The 19,039-nt window shown below is 68.0% G+C and carries 14 protein-coding genes; 2 read left to right on the top strand and 12 right to left on the bottom strand.

Going from position 1 to position 19,039, the window contains the following annotated elements; all coding sequences use genetic code 11:
• Nucleotides 1-15: 15 nt before the first annotated feature.
• The 9 genes from ACWPKK_RS21370 to ACWPKK_RS21330 form a co-directional block, all read right to left on the bottom strand.
• Complete coding sequence (locus tag ACWPKK_RS21370) at nucleotides 16-2,523, bottom strand: TonB-dependent siderophore receptor (protein ID WP_452008071.1); 2,508 nt, start codon at nucleotides 2,521-2,523, stop codon at nucleotides 16-18.
• A 292-nt stretch (nucleotides 2,524-2,815) separates the two neighbouring features.
• Entirely contained in the window at nucleotides 2,816-3,607 is a 792-nt protein-coding gene (locus tag ACWPKK_RS21365; protein ID WP_452008068.1) for an SDR family NAD(P)-dependent oxidoreductase, read from the bottom strand.
• Between the two features lie 52 nt (nucleotides 3,608-3,659).
• Nucleotides 3,660-4,838 (bottom strand): alpha-hydroxy acid oxidase, encoded by a 1,179-nt coding sequence (locus ACWPKK_RS21360; RefSeq protein ID WP_452008065.1) that lies wholly within the window; start codon nucleotides 4,836-4,838, stop codon nucleotides 3,660-3,662.
• Between the two features lie 29 nt (nucleotides 4,839-4,867).
• Nucleotides 4,868-5,758, bottom strand: coding sequence for an IclR family transcriptional regulator (locus ACWPKK_RS21355; protein WP_452008062.1), 891 nt, complete (start codon nucleotides 5,756-5,758; stop codon nucleotides 4,868-4,870).
• 109 nt (nucleotides 5,759-5,867) lie between these two features.
• Nucleotides 5,868-6,800: a dihydrodipicolinate synthase family protein gene (locus ACWPKK_RS21350; RefSeq protein ID WP_452008059.1), complete on the bottom strand. Its 933-nt coding sequence runs from the start codon at nucleotides 6,798-6,800 to the stop codon at nucleotides 5,868-5,870.
• Nucleotides 6,801-6,850: 50 nt separating this feature from the next.
• Complete coding sequence (locus tag ACWPKK_RS21345; RefSeq protein WP_452008056.1) at nucleotides 6,851-8,638, bottom strand: ABC transporter permease subunit; 1,788 nt, start codon at nucleotides 8,636-8,638, stop codon at nucleotides 6,851-6,853.
• 1 nt (nucleotide 8,639) lies between these two features.
• A complete protein-coding gene (locus ACWPKK_RS21340) occupies nucleotides 8,640-9,767 on the bottom strand; it encodes an ABC transporter ATP-binding protein (RefSeq protein WP_452008053.1) in 1,128 nt (375 codons plus the stop codon).
• A gap of 210 nt (nucleotides 9,768-9,977) precedes the next feature.
• The gene (locus ACWPKK_RS21335) at nucleotides 9,978-11,060 is read right to left on the bottom strand and encodes an ABC transporter substrate-binding protein (RefSeq protein WP_452008050.1); all 1,083 of its coding nucleotides are present in this window, start codon (nucleotides 11,058-11,060) and stop codon (nucleotides 9,978-9,980) included.
• Nucleotides 11,061-11,115: 55 nt separating this feature from the next.
• Entirely contained in the window at nucleotides 11,116-12,537 is a 1,422-nt protein-coding gene (locus tag ACWPKK_RS21330) for an FAD-binding oxidoreductase (protein ID WP_452008047.1), read from the bottom strand.
• 285 nt (nucleotides 12,538-12,822) lie between these two features.
• On the opposite strand from ACWPKK_RS21330, the gene ACWPKK_RS21325 reads away from it, so the two are divergent.
• On the top strand, nucleotides 12,823-13,761 hold the full coding sequence (locus ACWPKK_RS21325; RefSeq protein ID WP_452008044.1) for an exonuclease domain-containing protein: 939 nt from the start codon (nucleotides 12,823-12,825) through the stop codon (nucleotides 13,759-13,761).
• Nucleotides 13,762-13,980: 219 nt separating this feature from the next.
• On the opposite strand, the gene ACWPKK_RS21320 is transcribed toward ACWPKK_RS21325, so the two are convergent.
• Entirely contained in the window at nucleotides 13,981-14,610 is a 630-nt protein-coding gene (locus ACWPKK_RS21320; protein WP_452008041.1) for a superoxide dismutase, read from the bottom strand.
• 96 nt (nucleotides 14,611-14,706) lie between these two features.
• Here ACWPKK_RS21320 and ACWPKK_RS21315 point away from each other — a divergent pair, with 96 nt between their 5' ends.
• Nucleotides 14,707-15,426, top strand: coding sequence for a helix-turn-helix transcriptional regulator (locus ACWPKK_RS21315; protein WP_452008038.1), 720 nt, complete (start codon nucleotides 14,707-14,709; stop codon nucleotides 15,424-15,426).
• An 11-nt stretch (nucleotides 15,427-15,437) separates the two neighbouring features.
• Here the strand turns inward: ACWPKK_RS21315 and ACWPKK_RS21310 are convergent, their stop codons facing one another.
• Nucleotides 15,438-17,474 carry an ELWxxDGT repeat protein gene (locus tag ACWPKK_RS21310; protein ID WP_452008035.1) on the bottom strand — a complete coding sequence of 679 codons (2,037 nt, stop codon included), beginning with the start codon at nucleotides 17,472-17,474 and terminating at the stop codon, nucleotides 15,438-15,440.
• Nucleotides 17,475-17,926: 452 nt separating this feature from the next.
• Nucleotides 17,927-18,604, bottom strand: coding sequence for a TerC family protein (locus ACWPKK_RS21305; RefSeq protein ID WP_324870062.1), 678 nt, complete (start codon nucleotides 18,602-18,604; stop codon nucleotides 17,927-17,929).
• Nucleotides 18,605-19,039: the final 435 nt, after the last annotated feature.

Raw genomic sequence — 19,039 nt, 5'->3', positions numbered from 1 at the left:
TCGGGGAGAGGGAGGTCAGAAATCGGCGGAGGCGGACAGCAGCACCGTGCGCGGCGCCCCGACGGTCACGTAGGTGCCGGTGGTCAGCCAGTAGTCCTTGTCGAACAGGTTCTCGACATTGGCGCGGAAGGTGACCGGCGTGCCGACGATGGTGGTGGCATAGCGCGCGCCGATGTCGAAGCGGGTCCAGCCGTCGAAGCGCAGGGTGTTGGCGTCGGTCAGGTAGGAGCCGGAGGTGTAGATCACCCGCCCGTTGAGGGCGAGGCCCTGGACCCACGGGGTTTCCCAATCCAGCCCGGCCGAGAACGTCTTGTCCGGCACGCCGGCGGCGTCGTTGCCCTGCACCGCGGCGTTGGCGGTGCGCGTCAGCTGCGGATCCATGAAGGAGGCGCTGGCCATGCCGCGCAGGCCGGGCAGGATCTCGCCATAGGCAGACAGCTCCAGGCCGCGGTTGCGCTGCTCGCCGTCATAGGCAAGCTCGTTGGCGGCATTGCGGATCGAGTTCGGCCGGGTCAGCTGGAACACCGCCGCCGTGGTGGTGATCGAACCCCAATCGACCTTGACCCCGGCCTCGTACTGCTTGGACTTGAAGGGGGCCAGCACCGCACCGGTGTTGGCATAGCCGGCGCCGACCACCGTGCCGCGCGTCAGGCCCTCGGCATAGTTGGCGTAGAGCGAGACATTGGACAGCGGCTTGACCACCAGGCCGGCCAGCGGGGAGGTCGCGCTGGCATCGTAGGTGCCGGTCTGCAGGCCGGTCGCGGTGCTGAAGCTGTCGACATGCACCTTCTGCCGGCGGGCGCCCAGCGTCAGCATCACCCGGTCGTCCAGCACCGACAGGGTGTCGGCCACGGCGAAGCTGGTCAGCGTGGTTTCCGCCGACTTGCGCGCCGAGGTGCGCGCAGCGGTGACGGCCGGCAGCGGCACCGGGTTGTAGATGTTGGACAGGGCGGAGCCGGCCGACTGGATGTAGGCGTTGCCCTCGTCGCGCTTGAAGCCGCTGTAGCCGACATTCAGCGAGTGATGGACCGGGCCGGTCTCGAAGCGCCAGCGGACGCCCGCGGTGCCGCTGACCGTGCGGGAATAGGAATCGTAATAGGCGTTGCGGACCGTGAAGTTGCCCAGCGCGTTCACCGCGGTGGTCGTGCCCGGGAAGGTCTGGTCGTTCTCGCCCTTGCGGTAACCGATGCCGGCATAGGCGGTCAGGCTGTCGGTCACGTCCACCTCGATGTTCGAGGCGACGGTGACGTCCTTCTGCACCAGGGTCGTGCCGGGGAACCAGTTGCTGCGCGCGTCGGGCGGGGAGGGGATGGCGGTGGTGGTGGGAAGGATGCTGATCTGCGGACGGAAATTGTCGGTGTCGTCGCGCTGGGTGATGGCATCCATCGACCAGCGCAGCCGCTCGCCGCGGTAATCGACCGCCAGGGCGCCCAGGCCGGAACGCAGGTTGCCGCCGTCGACCGACGCCTCGCCGTTGCGCATCAGGCCGTTGAAGCGGACGCCCCATTCCTTGTTCTCGCCGAAGCGGCGGCCGACATCCAGATGCGCGGCGAGATTGGCGTCGCTGGTGTAGGTGGTGGTGACGCGGGTGAGCGGCTCGTCGCCGGCGCGCTTGGCCAGGATGTTGATGCCGCCGCCGGTACTGCCGTTGGGGGCGATGCCGTTGACCAGGGCGCCGGGACCCTTCAGCAGCTCGATCCGCTCGATGATCTGTGCCGGCACGCGGTTGGACGACACCAGCCCGAACATGCCGTTGAAGCCGACATCGCCGGCTCCCACCGCATAGCCGCGGATCTGGAAGGTGTCGTCGAAGCCGTTGCTGCCGGTGGTGAGCCGAACGGAAGCGTCGTTGATCAGCGTGTCGGCCGCGGTGCGCGCCTGCTGGTTCTCGATCAGCTCCGACGTGTAGTTGACCGTGCTGAAGGGCGTGTCCATGACGTCGCGGCTGCCCAGCAGGCCGACCGATCCGCCCCGCGCCACCTGCCCGCCGGCATAGGGCTGCGCCAATCCGCCGGGCATCATCCCGTTGGCGGTCACCTGCAGGGCCGGCAGGGTCGTGCTGTCAGGGGATGCCGTCGGGGTGGCGGCTTGGTTGGTCGCCGGGGCAGCCGCACTCTGCGCGACCAGGGCATAACCCGATCCCGCGCGGGCGATCCCATAGCCGCTGCCCGCCAGCAGCCGGCGGAAGCCGTCTTCCACCGTGGTTGCGCCCTTCAGGCCGGGCGAGCTCTTGCCCCGGATCGCCGCAGGGTCCGCCTGGACCGTGACGCCCGCCTGCGCGGCGAAGCGGCTCAGCGCCTCGCCCAGCGGGCCGGCGGGAATGTCGGCGTTGACGGTGGCCGCCGTCGCCTGGGCATGGGCCGCGGGCGCGAGGAACGCACCGCCCGCCAGGACCGCAGCGGCCAGCCCGGCCGCGACGGCGGCGGGACGCAGGCCGGATTTGCGGGTATCAGGCGCGGCTGAACGGTCGCCACACGGATGGGCGGTGTGGCGGACGGCGGCCTTGCCGCGAACTCGTTTCATGCTGTCGGCTCCCCTGCCAAACGATGCCTTCCGCACGACATCGGCGGCCGGCGCGGTTCCCCCCAGGCCGGTCGGACGACGGTGCTAAATTAGCGAATGCGTGTTACTCGCATCGATAATGCGAATCGTTCGCACTATAAGCACCGATTCTTGCTGGGCGCAACAGATGTCTGGCTTCGTTGGATTTTTTCCGCAAATGCCGTGGGCGGAACCAGTGGAACTCGAAAAACGAGCGCCGCCGGTCCGAAGTCCGGCGGCGCTCGTCTCAATCGGCGAACAGGTGGGGGGCGTGTCAGGCCGGCGTTTCGCGGTGGATCTTGAACGGCGACCAGGACTGGCTGACCGGCATGATCTCCACGCTGTTGATGTTGACGTGGGGCGGCAGCGACACCACCCAGCGCACCGTCTCGGCGATGTCCTCCGGCTGCAGCGGGTTGGCGCCGGCATAGAGCGCATCATAGGCCGCCTTGTCGCCGCCGGTGCGCACCAGGGTGAATTCGCTCTCCGACAGGCCCGGCTCGATGGAGGTGACGCGCACGCCCTGCGCCGACAGGTCGCAGCGCAGGCCGAGCGAGAACTGCTTCACGAAGGCCTTGGTGCCGCCATAGACGTTGCCGCCGGGATAGGGCCAGCTGGAGGCGACGGAGGCGAGGTTGACGATCAGCCCGCGCTGCGCGATCAACCGGTCCAGCAGCAGCCGGGTGATGGTGACCAGCCCGGTGACGTTGGTGTCGATCATCGTGCGCCACTGCTCCAGGTCGCAGTCCTGCGCGGCCCCGGTGCCCAGCGCTAGCCCGGCATTGTTGACTAGGACGGAGATGTCGGCGAACTCCGCCGGCAGGGATTCCAGGGCGGTGCGCGTCGCCGCCTCGTCCCGGATGTCGAAGCACAGCGGATGCACGACCGCCGGTCCGCCCAGCGCCTCGACCAGGGCGTCCAGCCGGTCCTGCCGCCGGCCGGTGGCGACGATCCGCCAGCCTTCCGCCACCAGCCGCCGGGCGATGGCATCGCCGAATCCCGACGTGGCGCCGGTGACCATCGCCGTCTTCGGGTTGGTGGCGGTGTTCGGGGCGATGTTCGACATTGTGCGATCTTTCCTCATGACGTTGGAGGCTTCTGGCCGAAGCGCCACAGTATCATAGCTCCGGGAAGATCTCCCTCTCCCCCCGGGGAGAGGAAACTGTCCGCAACTCCGCGACCGTCCGGCAGCCCAGCAGGGCCATGGTGCGGTCGAGTTCGTCTTGCAGGATCGCCAGCGCGTGTTGCGCCCCCGCCTGTCCGCCGGCCGCCAGCCCGAACAGGGGCGCCCGGCCGAGCAGCACTGCCGCGGCGCCGGCCGCCAGCAGTTTCGCGGCGTCGCTGCCGCGCCGCACGCCGCTGTCGGCCAGCACCGTCATCCGGTCGCCGACCGCGTCCATGATCCGCGGAAGAACCGCAAGCGGCGAAGGCGCGCAATCGAGGTTGCGCCCGCCATGGTTCGACACCACGACCGCCTCGACCCCGGACTCGGCCGCGCGCAGCGCATCTCCCGGCGCCAGCAGGCCCTTGAGGATGATCCGCCCCGGCCAGCGGCGGCGCAGCTCCGCCACATCGTCCCAGCTGACCCGGTCGCACAGCCGGATCGGATCGTGGGCCGTGGCGTCGGTGATGCGGGTGCGGAACTGCGGCGGGTAATGGGCGTATCCCGGCCAGCCGCCATCGGCCAGCAGGCGCAGCAGCACGCCGCCCGCCCAGGCCGGGTGGCGCGCCACGTCCAGGGCGCCGCGCAGGGACGGCGTGACCGGCACGGTGAAGCCGTTGTGTCGGTTATACTCGCGTTTCGGCGAAACAGCGGTGTCCACCGTCAGGATCAGCGTGTCCACGCCGCAGGCGGCGACCCGGTCCAGCAGGGCATGGGTCAGGCTGCGGTCGCGCCAGACATAAAGCTGGAACCACAGCTCCGCCCCGGCCTCGGCGATGGCCTCAATGCTGGTGATCGACTGGGTGGAGACGCAGAAGGGGATGCCGGCCGCGCGGGCCGCCCGCGCCAGCAGCACCTCCCCGTCGTAACGGACCAGACCGGCGGCGGCGGTGGGCGCGATGACGAAGGGCAGGGCGCGCTCGCGGCCGAACAACGTCACGCCGCTGTGGCGCTCGCCGCAATCGACCAGCACCCGCGGCGTCAGTTCGGCCTGCTCGAAGCTGTCGCGCAGCCGGCGCAGGGCCGCTTCATCCTCGGTGCCGCGGTCGATGTATTCGAACAGGCCGCGCGGCAGGAAGCGGCGGGCGCGCTGGCGCAACTCGTCGATGTTCAGGCATGCCTTATGGGCCGCCATGGGATCACCGCCTCCCGCGGGGTGGCGCGCTATCGGGAATAGCTGCCGAATTTGTGGACGGAGATGGAGGCTGCGGCCACCTGCACATGCCGGGCGAGTTCCTGTTCGACCTGCTCCGGCGTCCAGCGCGTGGCGGGGACGGAGATGCTGAGGCCGGCCACCGCGCGGCCATGCTCGTCGGTGATGGCGGCGCCGACGGAGATGTCGCCCATCACCGTCTCGTTGACCAGCAGTGCATAGCCCTTCTCCCCCGCCTCGCGCACGCGGGCGCGCAGCCGGTCGGGATCGCAGACGGTGAAGGGGGTCAGCGGGCGCAGGTCGGTGCGGGCCAGGATCTCCTCCCGCTCCTCCTCCGACAAACGCGACAGGATGGCGGTGCCGGACGCCGTGTAGTAGGCGGGCAGGCGGCTGCCGACCATGAACTCGATGTTGACCAGATGCTTGCCGGGGAAGCGGGCGACGAAGACGATCTCGGCGCCGTCCAGCTCCTGCAGGTTGGTGGTCTCGCCGACGCTTCGGCTGATGTCGAGAAGATAGGGAAAGGCCTTCTCGATCAGCTCGTTGGCGCGCAGGTAGTTGTAGGAGAACTGCAGCAGCTTCGGCGTCAGCGCATAGTTGCGCGTGCCGTGGACGCGGCGCAGATAGCCCAGAACCTCCAGCGTGTAGACCAGCCGCTGCGCGGCGCTGCGGTCCAGGTTGGCGGCCTTGGCGATCTCCGACAGCGGCATCTGCCGGTGCGGCCCGTCGAAGGCGTGCAGGATCTGGAAGGTCTTCTCGGTCGAGCCGACGAACAGCGAGGACTCGCGCGGGTCGGCCTTCCTGCCGTCCGGCGCCGAGGCCGGTTCCGCAGCCGCCGCAGCCGGGCCGGTTTCCGTCACGGCTCCTTCCGCCTTCGGTGTCCGTCCTGCTGTCCGCGTCATCGGCAATCCCCCAAGGCAGTCTTCATCCGGCCGGGCCGTCGCCCGGCGCCTCCGCGCCAACGCATAGCATCCGGCGAACCGAATGCCACGCGTCGTGCGATGCAACCCATCATACCGGCTGGGCGGCCGGCATTCCCTCGTAAGTGACGAGCAGGCGCGACAGCTCGCGCCGCAGCGACCGCTTCAGCGGTTCCGCCGGTTCACGCAGCGGCGCCAGCATCGCCGGGGCGTCGACGCCGATCAGGTCCATCACCGCCTTCATCGGGCCGGGATTGGTCTCGGCGAAGGCCATGTTCATCATCGGGATCAGCGTGCGGTGGATCTCCAGCGCCTTGTCCAGCTTGCCGGTGGAGGCGAGGTCGTGGATCAGCCGCCACGCCCGCGGCAGCAGGTTGGCCGTCACCACGATGCCGCCCTTGGCTCCCGCCGCGACCTGCAGCGGGAACAGCGTGTCCTCGCCGCTCAGCACCGCGAAGGATGGATCGACCCCCGCCACCGTGCGCAGGAAATGGTACATGTCGGTGTTGCAGGCCTTCATGCCGACGATCCGCTCGTGCCGCGACAGCTCGTGCAGGATCTCCGGATCGATGGCGATGCGGGTGCGGTAGGGGATCTCGTAGATCAGGATCGGCACCGGCGATTCGTCGGCATAGCGCAGGAAATAGTCGCGGATGCCGGCCTGGGTCGGGTTGGTGTAGTAGGGCGTCAGCACCAGCAGCCCGTCCACGCCCGCCGCGGCGAAATCGCGGCCGGCGGACAGTGCGTCGTAATAGCCGGTGTCGAGCACGCCGGCGATCACCGGGCCGCGCTTCTCGCCTGCGCCCGCCATCGCCTCCACCGACAGCTCGGCGAAGCGGATGCGCTGGTCTTTCGCCAGCGCGCCGTATTCGCCGGTGCCGCCGAGCGGGACCAGCCCGTCGATCCCCTGGCGGAACAGCCAGGAGAACAGCGCCTTGGAGGCCGCCACGTCGATGGTGCCGTCGGCTGTCACCGGCGTCGGGGTGGCGGGCAGAATGCCGCGAAGCTTCGTGGCGTCAAGCATGTCTTGTCCTTGGAAGAAGCGGGTGGTGAAAGGCGGTTGCGGAGCCGGTCTCAGCTGGCGAGGCTGCGCCGGCGCAGCCGGTCGGCGACGTAGATCAGGGTGGCGACGAACAGCAGCAGCCCGGTCGACACCGCCGCGATGACGGGGGAGACCTGCAGCGTCACCTCGTCCCAGAACTGCTTGGGCAGCGTGGCGCTCAGCCCGCCCGAGGAGAACAGCGAGATGGTCAGCTCGTCGAAGGAGGTGGCGAAGGCGAACAGGAAGGAGGACAGCATGCCCGCCCCCAGGATCGGGAAGGTGACGTGCCGCAGCGCCGCCAGCGGACGGGCGCCCAGGCTCTGCGCCGCAAGGTCGAGGCGGGTGTCGTAGTTGCGCAGCACCGCCATCATCGTCATGACCACATAGGGCACGGCGACCACCGTGTGGCCGATGACCAGCCCCAGCACGGTGCCGACCAGACCCATCTGGGCAAAGACATAGAACATGCCGACGGCGATGATCATGCGTGGCACGACGATGGGCGACAGGATGAAGGCCAGCATGGCGCCCTTGCCCCGCATCTGGCCGCGCACCATCAGGAAGGCGGCGGGAACGCCGATCGCCATCGACAGCAGGCCGGTGCCGAAGGCCACCACGATGGAGCGCCACAGCGCCTGCATCCAGATCGGCGAGTCCAGCAGCTGCTGATACCATTGCAGCGTGAAGCCCGACGGCGGCCAGGCGAGACCGCCCTTGCCGAAGGACAGCGGGATCATCAGGAAGGCGGGCAGGCTGATCAGCGCCAGCAGCAGCCAGACGAAAACGGTCAGCGCCAGCGGACGCTCGGCGCGGCCGCGGATGGGGTGGCGGCGCGGCAGCAGCCCGATCAGCGCATCGCTGGCCGAGCCGAGAGCGGCCAGCACGCGCCCGCCAAGCCGCCGCATGGCGGTGTCGCGGTTGCGCACCACGGCGCTCTCACCGGTCAGCGACGCGAAGCCGAAGACGCGGTCGTACAGCACGAAGACCACCAGCACGACGGTCAGAAGCAGGACCGAAATGGCGCCGGCCAAGCCCCAGTTCAGCGTCTGCTGCACCTGATCGATGATCAGCTGGGTGATCATCGTCTCCTTCCGGCCGCCCAGCAGGGCGGGCACGATGAAGAAGCCGATGGCCGACACGAAGACCATGATCGCCGATGCGGCCACGCCCGGCAGCGACAGCGGGAAATAGACGGTCCAGAAGGCGGTGCCGGGGCGGGCGCCCAGCGTGCCGGCGGCGCGCGGCAGGGTGCGGTCGATGTTCTCCATCACCGCCAGCATGGTCATCACCGCCAGCGGCAGCATGGCGTGCACCATGCCGACCAGCACGGCGCCGAAGCCGTAGAGCAGGTCGGCCGGGGTGTCGATGATGCCCAGCGACATCAGCGTGCTGTTGATCACGCCGTTGCGGCCGAGGATGACCACCCAGGCGAAGGCGCGCACCAGGAAGCTGGTCCAGAAGGACAGCAGCACCCAGAAGATCAGGCGGCTCTTCGCCGGCCCCTTGGCGATGGAGATCAGGTAGGCGATGGGATAGGCGGCGACCACGGAGACCAGCGTCGTCGCCAGCGAGATCTTCAGCGTGATCCACAGGACGGTGACGTAGAGGCTGGAGGCGAACAGCTGCGCATAGGGCGCCAGCGTGAAGCCCTGCCCGTTGTAGACGCTGAGCGCCAGCAGCTGCCCGACCGGGAAGACCAGGAAGGCGACGAGCAGCAGGACGAGCGGGGCGCCCATCAGCACCGGCTTGCGCCAGGCGGGAGGGGGCGAATGGCGTTTGGCGCCTGCGGCGTGGGTCATGGTCATGGACTGTCCGCTCATCTCACGCCGTCCCGGCCGCACGAGCGGCATCGGCGATCACGTCGGCGATCACCACGGCGTCGCGGCCGCTCCAGGACAGCGTCAGCACGTCGTCGATGCGCACCGCGTCGGCCTCGTTGCGGGTGGGGAAGGCGGCGACCAGCGGCGGCAGGTCGCGGTCGAGCGGCTCCATATAGACCTTGGTCAGGCTGCCGGTGACCATCACCTCCGACACCCGGCCCTGCAGGCTGTCGGGAGCGTTTCCGGCGTTGCGGGCGACCGTCAGGTTCTGCGGCCGCACCATCACCCGCACCTCGGCACCCGGCGGCAGGTCGTTGCCGTTGGCCAGCGCCCGGCCGGAAACGCCCAGCGTGCCCAGCCTGACTTCCACCTCGTCGCCGCTGCGGTTGCGCAGGGCGGCGGGCAGGATGTTGGATTCGCCCAGGAAATCGGCGACGAACAGCGAGCGGGGACGGAAATACAGATCGGCCGGCGTGCCCAGCTGTTCGATCCGCCCGGCATTCATCAGGCAGATGCGGTCGGACATCGTCATCGCCTCTTCCTGGTCGTGGGTGACGTAGACGACCGTCGTTCCCAACTCGCGGTGCAGGCGCTTGATCTCCAGCTGCATATGCTCGCGCAGCTTCTTGTCGAGCGCGCCCAGCGGCTCGTCCATCAGGATGATCGAAGGCTTGTAGACCATGCAGCGGGCAAGGGCGACGCGCTGCTGCTGGCCGCCCGACAGCTCGCGCGGGTAGCGCCCGGCGATGTGCGGCAGGTGCACCATCTCCAGCGCCTCGCGCGCGCGCCGCTTGGCCTCGGCCGCCGCCACCTTCCGCATCTTCAGCGGGAAGGCGATGTTCTCCTCGACCGTCATGTGGGGGAACAGCGCGTAGTTCTGGAACACCACGCCGATGTCGCGCTCATAAGGCGGGGCGTAGGTGACGTCCTGCGAGCCGATGCGCACGCTTCCCTCGTCGGGCGGCACCAGCCCGGCCAGCAGGCTGAGCAGCGTCGTCTTGCCGGAGCCCGACGGGCCGAGCAGCGTCAGGAATTCGCCGTCGGCGACGACAAGATCCGTCGGGGCGAGCGCCACGAAGTCGCCGTAGCGCTTGGCAAGGCCCTGGACGGAAAGGCTGGAAGAAGACATGCGCGCCTCCTCGCAAAGGGGGTGGGGCCGAAGGGGGAGTGGAATGGGGTGGGGGTAGAGCCTATTGCCCCCTCCCTAGCCCTCCCCCGCTCTCGGCCGGCCGTAGGCCGGTCCGATCGCGGGAGAGGGAACTCCGCCGCTCTGCAACGTACTCCCTCTCCCGACTAGGGCGGGGGAGGGTCGGGGAGGGGGCAAAACGGAGGCTTCGCCTCAGCTCAGCAGCCAGGCATTGTAGCGCTCCAGCCCCTTCTGCTGGTTCTTCAGCCAGTAGTCGGCGTTGATCTGCACGCCGCGCTCGATGTTGGCCGGGAAGGTCGGGCAGTCTGCGGCGACCTTCGCATCGATGTGCTTGAAGGCGTCGGGCTGGGTCACGCCGGCCGGGAAATACTTCACCAGTTCGGCCTGCCGCTTGGGGTCGGAGGCGAACTTGATGAACTGGCGGCAGGCGTCGGCATTGGGGGTGCCGGCCAGGATCGCCCAGCTGTCGAGGCCCCAGATGTTCTGGTCCCAGACGATGCCGACCGGCGCGCCGGCGGCGATGGCCGCCTGCGGACGCGACACCCAGGTCGGGACCATGTCGACTTCACCGGACAGCAGCATCTGTTCGACCTGCGCGCCGCTGGTCCAGAACACCGAGACGTCCTTCTTGATGCGGTCCAGCGCCTTGAAGGCGCGGTCGAGGTCGCAGGGATAGACCTGCCCCGCCGGCACGCCATCGGCCATCAGCGCCTGTTCGATGGTGTCGAACGGGTGCTTGCGCAGGGCGCGGCGGCCGGGGAAGTTGGCGACGTCGTAGAAGTCCTTCCACGAGGCCGGCGCCTTGCGGTCCTTGAAGGCGTCGGTGCGGTAGGCCAGCACCGTGGTGTAGACGTTGGTGCCGACGCCGTATTCCGACATGTACTGCTTGGGGATCGAGGCGACGGCCGGATCGGCCTCCAGCCCGTGCTTCTCCAGCAGCGGCTTGTCGCTGCCGGTCAGCATCAGGATGGCCGGCTGGCTGATCTTGGCCATGTCCCAGGTGTAGGACTTGGCTTCCACCATCGAGCGGATCTGCGCCGTCGGTTCCGCATTCGCCTGGACGCCGACCACTTCGATGCCGGTCGCCGCGGTGAAGGGCTTGTAGAACACCTCGCCATAGGCCTTGGTGTAGATGCCGCCGTCGTCGCGCACGACGATCCGCTTGTTCTGCGCGCGCGCCGGGCTCCAGATCGCCGGCATGGCAAGGGCGGAAGCGCCGACGGCGCCGGCTTTCAGCAGGGTGCGGCGGGACCAGCCTGATTGGCGGATGCTCATGTCGGAACTCCTCTTGGTGGGCCGGATCGGCGGAAGAATGGAAGGCAAGGGGGGCTCAGCCCGGCGGCAGCAGGCGGCCGGGGTTGAAGAGGTTCTGCGGGTCCAGCGCCTGCTTCACCGCGCGCATCAGCGCCAGTTCGGCGGCGGGCTTGTAGCGTGCCATCTCGCCCAGCTGGACGCGGCCGACGCCGTGCTCGGCGCTGAAGGTGCCGTTCAGCCGGGCGGCCTCGTCGTTCACCGCGTGGCGGATGGCGGCGGCCAGCGCCTCGCGGTCGGGGATGGCGTTCCAGGCGTCGAAGGTGAAGAAGGGGATGAAGTGGACGTTGCCGTCGCCGAGATGGGCGACGACGATCGCCGGCAGGTCGGGCACCAGCGCCTGCACCGCGGCGGTGGCGCCATCGATGAAGGCTGGCACAGCCGACAGCGGCACGGCGCAATCGGTGGTCAGCCCGACGCCGGCCTTCTTGTTCGCCTCCGACACGCTGTGACGCACCTCCCACAGGGCGTGGCGCTGGGCATCGCTGGCGGCGAGCGCCGCGTCGGTCAGCAGCCCGTCGGCGAAGGCGTCCTCCAGGATCGCCTGAAGTTCGGCGTCCAGCGCGTCGCCGTCGCTGTTGTCGGACAGCTCGATCAGCACATGCCAGTCGGCCGGCGTCTCGATCGGGCTTCGGCGGCCCGGAACCTGCTCCACCACCAGATCGAGCTGGAGGCGGTTGATCATCTCGAAGGCCGACAGCCGGGCGCCGCAGCGCTGCTGCACACGAGTCAGCAGGGTCAGTGCGTCGGCAGGATTGGCCATCCCGACCCAGGCGACCGCATGGCGCGTCGGCAGCGGGTGCAGCTTCAGCGTCGCCGCGGTGATGATGCCGAGCGTGCCCTCCGACCCGATGAACAGGTGCTTCAGGTCGTAGCCGGTGTTGTTCTTGCGCAGGCCGTACAGCCCGGACCAGATCGTGCCGTCGGCCAGCACCACCTCCAGCCCCAGCACATTGTCGCGCGTGTTGCCGTAGCGCAGGACCGAGGTGCCGCCGGCATTGGTCGCGATGGTCCCGCCGATCTGGCAGGAGCCTTCCGCGCCCAGGCTGACCGGATAGAGCCGTCCCGCCGCCGCCGCCGCTTCCTGCACGGTGGCGAGCACGCAGCCGGCCTCGACCTCCATCGTGCTGTTGACCGGGTCGATGCCGCGGATCGCACGCATGCGCGCCAGATTGAGGATGACCGGGGCCGGGCCCGTCTCCGATGGGGTGGCGCCGCCGCACAGGCTGGTGTTGCCGCCCTGCGGCAGCAGCGGAATCCCGTGCCGGGCGCAGCAGCGAACCACCGCGGCGACCTGCTCGGCATTCGCCGGCCGGACGAGGCAGAGTGCCGGCCCGCGGTAACGCCCGCGCCAGTCTTCCGTCGCGCCCTCAAGGTCGATTTTGGATGTCAGAACGGCGTCGGCGCCGATGAGGCCCGACAGCTCAGCGATCACGTCCACACGCGATCTCCTTGATCTGCATGGTGTCTGTCTTTGTAATCGCTATTCGATTACATCAACTGAAATATGATACCTCGTGATTGGTGCGCCAACAATCCACTTTTTGCATAGAGACCGAATTTTTGGTTAGGCACCGAAATATCAGGGGCGGGAGTGATGGATGGCCGGATCGGACGGATCGCCGGCACTGCGACGGCAGGGACTCTCGACCTGCGGTGGCGGACCTGCCTATAGTCCGGGAATGTGAGTCGTGGCAGGGCTGTCCTGCCCCCGGGGCGAGAGTTCATGAGCCGTTTGATCGATGCAGTGCTTGGCCGTCCGTCGGCGGTGGGGAAACCCGTCCGGACGCAATCATCCGCCCGCCGCTTCGTCGTCATCGATTGCGAGACCACCGGGCTGTCGCCGGCCGGCGGCGACCGCATGGTCAGCTTCGCCGCGATCGAACTGGCGGAGGCGGCGCCGACCGGCCGCTGTCTCAGCCTCATCTTCAATCCGGGGCGCAAATCGAACCCGCATGCGCTGAAGGTGCATGGGCTGCCGGATCACCTCCTGCGCCACCAGGACCCGTTCCACAGCGTCGCCCAGGACATCCGCGGCTTCCTGGACGGCGCGGTGCTGGTCGGCCACAATGTCGGCTTCGACATCGAGTTCCTGCGGCATGAATTCCAGCTCTGCGGCATTCCCTGGGTGCCGCCCCAATCGGTTTGCACGATGCACCACGCCCGGGGGCAGGTGGCGGGACGCGCATCGCTCGACGCGGTAGCGACGCTGTTCGGCATCGATGTCGGCATCCGCGCGCGCTTCCATGGCGCCTTCGTCGATGCCGAGATCACCAGCCGCCTGTTCCAGAAGATGATCCTCGGCAGCGCCGAGATGCTGGCGGTTCCCCATCTGGCGCCGACCAACCAGATCGACCCGCCGCCGGTGGTCCGGCCGCCGGCCGCGCCGATCACGCACGGCATCAATGGTTATGCCTTCGCCGTCACCGGCGAACTGACCGGCCTGCCGCGCGAAGCCGTGATGGCCCGCATCCTGGCGCTGGGCGGAAGCTGGCATCACAGCGTCCGCAAGGACACCGACTATCTCGTCGTCGGCCATGCTCCCGGCGCCACCAAGCTGGACACCGCCGCCGCCCGGCGCGCCAAATACGGCAAGCCCGACACCATCGACGAGGCGCAGTTCTTCGCCATGGTCGCGGCCTCCGGCGCCGGGAGGCGCGGCTGAGGGCGGAGGGTGCTTGACATGAGAATGAGAATCGTTATCATTCAGACATTCGAACGCACCTACAGCGGAAGCCAGCCGTCAGCCTCCCAAGCCTGAACGTCAGCCACCGTCTTTTTTCCGCTCCGGCAGCGTGTCGAAGCCCCATCAGACAGACGGCGCCACGGATGCCCGTGACGCCAGCCTGACCGTCAAACTTTCAACACCATCGCCGGGCGGCGATCACCCCGCGGTGGATGCGCCGGAAGCCTGCCCCAGGCGGGCGGCCACGGCCTCCCAATCGACGAGCTGTTCCAGGAACGCCGCGAGATAGTCGGGACGGCGGTTGCGGTAATCGACGTAATAGGCGTGCTCCCAGACATCGCAGCCCAGCAGCGCGTGCCGGCCGTGCGCCAGCGGGTTCTCGCCGTTCGGGGTGCGCATCAGGGCCAGCCGCCCGTCGGCTTCCTCGGTCAGCCAGACCCAGCCGGATCCGAACTGCGCGACACCCTCCTTGACGAAACCGTCCCGGAACGCGTCGACGGACCCGAAGCTGTCGACGAGGCGGCGCTCCAGCGCACCGGGAACGGCCCCGCCACCGCCGGGCTTCATCCAGGTCCAGAAATGGATGTGATTCCAGTGCTGGCCGGCGTTGTTGAAGATGGCCTGGGCCGTGGGATCGGCAAAGGACTGGCGCACCACCTCTTCGAGCGGCAAGCCGGCGAAGGCCGATCCGGGAACCAGCTCGTTCAGCTTGGCCACATAGGCGGCGTGGTGCTTGCCGTGATGGAGCGTCATGGTTTCCAGCGACATCGCCGGCCCAAGCGCATCGGGAGCATAAGGCAGATCGGGCAGAACGAACGCAGCAGTCATTGGTTCCTCCTTCGCCATGGCCGCCCGGCCGTTGCGTTGGCAGTGCCGAGCGGCTAAATTCAAAGTGCGAACTTGGTTTATTGGGTGGCAGGGAATATGTCAAGCCGCGGCTTGGAAAATCATGCGTGGTCGCCGAGGACCGTGACCGACAAGCTGTTGGCGTTCTTGAAGACGCACGGCCCTCAAACCACGGCGGAGCTGGGGCAGGCGCTCGGCACGACGGCGGAGAACATTCGCCAGCAGCTGAGTAGGCTGGGGGCGGAAGGGCTGGTCGAGGCCCGGTCCCGTCCACGCGGGGTGGGCCGGCCGGCCCAGGTCTGGCAGCTGACGGCGGCCGGTCATGCCCGTTTTCCCGATGCCCACGCGGATTTGGCCGTGCAACTGATCCGGAGCATCGGCGAAAATCTGGGGCCGGGCGCTTTCGATACGCTGATCGCGGCGCGCCGTGCCGACACCGAGGCCAACTACATGGCCGAGCTGAAGGATGTGGTCGGTGTGAAGGACCGTGTGGCGCGCGTGGCGGCGATCCGCAACCGGGAAGGCTACATGGCCGATTGGTGGGAGGAAGCGGACGGCTCGCTCCTCCTCGTCGAGAATCACTGCCCGATCTGTGCCGCCGCCGCGGCCCATGACGGCTTTTGCCGCGCGGAACTGGCCGTCTTCCAGCAGGTGATCGGGCTAGATGCTCCGGTCCGACGCGTCGAGCATATTCTGGCCGACGCCCGCCGTTGCGCCTACCGGATCGAGCAGGCGCCGGTTCAAGGCGATGTCATGCCTCCCGGTCTGCACGGCCGGGGCGATGAAGACGGCCGCTAAGCCTTGGCGATCTAGAAGATCGGATCGTGGACCGTGAAGCGCAGGTCCTGCACCATCGTGTCGAGAACGAGGAGACTGTCTCCACCGCCGAAATCGATCCGCACACCGTCTCCCAGCGCGACGACATGCTCCGCCCGCCATGCCGCCGTGCCGATGGCCGCCTCGAACCCTTTCAGGATGATGACGTCCAGGGACGGGTCGACGGTGGTCAGCACGTCGGCGCCGCTGCCCGGGGCGAAGAAGAACTGGTCGCTTTCGCCATCCCGTTCGGCCAGCAGCACGTCATCTCCCGCACCGCCATCGACGATGTCGCGTCCCGCCCCCGGAACAAGGACGTCCCGGCCGGACATGCCGTACAGACGGTCGGCGCCCTCCGCCCCGTCGATGTGGTCCGCGCCGGCGCCGCCGTTCAGCCGGTCGTCCCCGGCGCCGGCCAGGATCCGGTCGTTGCCGCCCAGGCCGTGAATTCTGTCCGCGCCATCCTGCCCCAACAGCGTGTCGTCGCCTTCTGTACCCTTCCGGATGTCGTCCGGCTCCGCGCCACCCGGCGCCGCGATGACGCCCATCAGCTTGGCCGTGTGGTCCCAGTAATCGGCCCCGCTTCCGGCGGGAAGCTCCGCCAGCACGATGGTGCCGTCCGTCGTGCCGTCGGACAGGAAGAAGCGGTCGATCTTGGCTGAATAGTCGCGGTCGAACCCCAGCACGCCGTCAGCGAACTCCCCGAGCAGCGTGTCGCCGTAGGCTCCCCCGGCCGTCTGCCACAGCTGGCGGGTGCCTTCGGATGTTCCGTCGGTCACCCACAGGCCGGCGGGGCTGGTTCCGCCTTGATCCGTCAGGAAGAAGGCGCGGTCGCCGGTGAGCTCGATGTCCCCATACATCCAATCGTTCTGATGGAGCTGGGAGGTCCCCTGGGGCGTGCCGTCGGTCACCAGCAGCCGTTGGGCCCCCGACCAATAATTCTCGTCCAGGAAAAGCAGCCGGTCGCCGTCTTCACCGGCACTCCCCTGATCGAGCCAGCCGAGCGGCCGGGCGAGGTCCTGTCCCGCCAGGTAACTCACCGTTCCCGTGGCGGCGTCCAGCACGCCGATCCTCGAGGCGGCACCCTGTTCGACCCGGTAGGTGTCCATGTCGCTCGTAAACATCACTTGGCCGTTGCGCAGTCCGGCGACGCTGTCGAGGTCCCAGCCCTGCATCGTCAGGTCGCCAAGATACCGGGTGCCTTGCTGCGTGCCGTCGGTGGCCCAGAAGGTCGAATGACGGACGGCGGTCGGCCACTCCATGCTGCCGGTCCACTCGGTCACGGTCGTGACCGAGGCGACGAGCCCGTCGGGCGTGGCGGCATAGCGGACGGCCCCGCCGCCGTCGGGAACGAGTTCCGTGAAGGCCGTCGCGGTGCCGCCTGCATCGACGAAGGTGAGCTTGGACGGCCAGGATGCCGATCCCTCGTGGAAGGCCAGCCGGCCGTCGGGCATGCCGATCAGCGTGATGCCCTGGGACCATGGGGGGCGCGGCGCCATCTCATGGAAGAGGCGGGTTCCCGCGGCGGTGCCGTCGGAGCTCCAGATGCCATCCTGTGCCCCGCCGTCCGCATGCAGGTAGAGCCGGCCATGAGCGCCCGTCAGCGCCGACGGAGAGGCCCCCTGGGTTCCCGGCATGAGGTCCGCCACCATCCGCGTGCCGGCCGTGGTCCCATCGCTCACCCAAAGCTCGCGGCCATGAATGCCGTCGTCGGCGGTGAAGAACAGCCGATCGCCGACCGCCGTCAGGTCGTCCGGGGTGCTGGATGCGGCGCCGGCCGCGGCATCGAACAGCCGGGTTCCGCCGCCTGTGCCGTCGGTGACCCAGAGCTCGCAGCCATGCACGCCGTCATCCGCGGTGAAGAACAGCTTGCTGCCGGCGACGACGGAATCGCTGGGGGCGCTTCCCTGCTCGCCCGCCCTGATGTCGGCGAGCAGGCGGGTCCCCGATGGCGTGCCGTCGGTGATCCAGGGCTCGGTTCCCGTGTTTTGCAATGTGGCCGTGAAAACAGCGATCTTTGCCTGTGCCATGCCCCCTCCAATCGGATGAAGCATTGCTTGAGGCGGAACAAGTGATGCTGTGATAATTTTTAGACTAGCCAACACATGGCATGTAAAAAAACGAAAAGATACTTTGTCTTTTTGATTTCTTGCTAATTTCGAATGCAAATTTCTGCGGCATCGGTGCATCTTGTCAAGATCAATGCTTCGACAGGATCCGGTTTCGCAAATAGAATTGGAGCGGATAGCAGCCGGCCCGACTCCTTCCGGATGGCTCAGGAAATCCGGACAAGAAAAAGGCCGCTGCCAGGAAGGCGCGGCCTTTAGTTCAGGTTCGGGAGGAAACGATGAACCTGGAGAGACCATAAGGCCCTACAGATTAACGCACTGTGAATGGCCTCACAGGTCTGTGCCTATACTACTTTATTGCAATGGCTTCGAATCGGCTGGCGGTTCTCATCGGCAGGTGCGGAAAGCTGCGGTCAGACAAGCGCCATCTGCCGGAGAACCTCGTTGCTGCCGCGCCAGATCATGTCGAGGGCGACATAGGTGATGATGAGCAGGCCGACCCAGCCGATCCAGCGGTGCTTGTGCAGCGCATGGGCGATCATGTTGGCGGCCGCACCCATCAGCACGACCGACAGCACCAGCCCGATCACCAGGATGGTCGGATGCTCCTTGGCGGCACCGGCCACCGCCAGCACATTGTCCAGCGACATCGACACGTCGGCGACGACGATCTGCCAGATGGCCGCCCCGACCGTGGTGGCGCCGGCCGCCGCGACGGCGGCATTGCCGGCAGAACCGGCGGTCGCGACACCGCCGGCATCGGGCATGCTCATGGCCTCGTCGGGAGCGACCTCGTCCTCGCCATGGCTGCGCAGTTCGCGGAACATCTTCCAGCAGACCCACAGCAGCAGCACGCCGCCGGCCAGCGTCAGGCCGATGATCGCCAGCAGCTGCGTGGTGATGAGGGCGAAGAAGATGCGCAGCACGATGGCCGCGGCGATTCCCCAGAAGATGACTTTGCGGCGCTGGGCCAGCGGCACCGCGGCGGCGGCCATGCCGACGACGATGGCGTTGTCGCCTGCCAGCACGAGGTCGATGGCGATCACCTGAAGCAACGCGGCCAGGGCGTCGGCCGTGAACAGATCGGTCATATGGTGCTTTCCTCTTACATCGGGCAAGAGAGTGGCACCCAAGGGAGCCGATCCGGACATACGGAATGAACGCTGCCGGCAGGCACGGGTCGGGGCCACTCTGAACGTCTTTCCAGTCCGACATCACAGTTCGACGAACTGTCAGAGGGGCCCGGCCTGGCAGGGCCGACCTTTAGACGAACGGTTCGCAAATGACAATTGCGGTTTGGCCGCAACGGCCATGCAGCGGACGGCGTTCGGCGCGGAAAAGCTCCCGGCCGCAAAACGGCGATTTTCATCCCGTGCTTAGCGGCGGCCGCCGGCGGTGGTAGAACCGGGTGAACCCCCTGTGTTTCATCCGCCGGAGGGAAGGCATGGCCCGGTGGCCGCGGTCCACTCGTCCTTCTTCCGAAACAATTGAGCGAAACCGCCGTTTCCGCGGCCTGAACCCGGCGT

Source organism: Azospirillum largimobile, from assembly GCF_977007025.2.
The sequence above is the reverse complement of the archived record's forward strand: the minus strand, read 5'-3'. Positions and strand labels throughout refer to the sequence as shown.

Bases quoted from the DNA above. Each gene is read 5' to 3' on its own strand.
- ACWPKK_RS21370 (WP_452008071.1), bottom strand. From the start codon at position 2,523: ATGAAACGAGTTCGCGGCAAGGCCGCCGTCCGCCACACCGCCCATCCG.
- ACWPKK_RS21335 (WP_452008050.1), bottom strand. From the start codon at position 11,060: ATGAGCATCCGCCAATCAGGCTGGTCCCGCCGCACCCTGCTGAAAGCC.
- ACWPKK_RS21310 (WP_452008035.1), bottom strand. From the start codon at position 17,474: ATGGCACAGGCAAAGATCGCTGTTTTCACGGCCACATTGCAAAACACG.
- ACWPKK_RS21305 (WP_324870062.1), bottom strand. From the start codon at position 18,604: ATGACCGATCTGTTCACGGCCGACGCCCTGGCCGCGTTGCTTCAGGTG.
- ACWPKK_RS21355 (WP_452008062.1), bottom strand. From the start codon at position 5,758: ATGACGCGGACAGCAGGACGGACACCGAAGGCGGAAGGAGCCGTGACG.
- ACWPKK_RS21345 (WP_452008056.1), bottom strand. From the start codon at position 8,638: ATGAGCGGACAGTCCATGACCATGACCCACGCCGCAGGCGCCAAACGC.
- ACWPKK_RS21315 (WP_452008038.1), top strand. From the start codon at position 14,707: ATGTCAAGCCGCGGCTTGGAAAATCATGCGTGGTCGCCGAGGACCGTG.
- ACWPKK_RS21360 (WP_452008065.1), bottom strand. From the start codon at position 4,838: ATGGCGGCCCATAAGGCATGCCTGAACATCGACGAGTTGCGCCAGCGC.
- ACWPKK_RS21325 (WP_452008044.1), top strand. From the start codon at position 12,823: ATGAGCCGTTTGATCGATGCAGTGCTTGGCCGTCCGTCGGCGGTGGGG.
- ACWPKK_RS21320 (WP_452008041.1), bottom strand. From the start codon at position 14,610: ATGACTGCTGCGTTCGTTCTGCCCGATCTGCCTTATGCTCCCGATGCG.
- ACWPKK_RS21365 (WP_452008068.1), bottom strand. From the start codon at position 3,607: ATGTCGAACATCGCCCCGAACACCGCCACCAACCCGAAGACGGCGATG.
- ACWPKK_RS21340 (WP_452008053.1), bottom strand. From the start codon at position 9,767: ATGTCTTCTTCCAGCCTTTCCGTCCAGGGCCTTGCCAAGCGCTACGGC.
- ACWPKK_RS21350 (WP_452008059.1), bottom strand. From the start codon at position 6,800: ATGCTTGACGCCACGAAGCTTCGCGGCATTCTGCCCGCCACCCCGACG.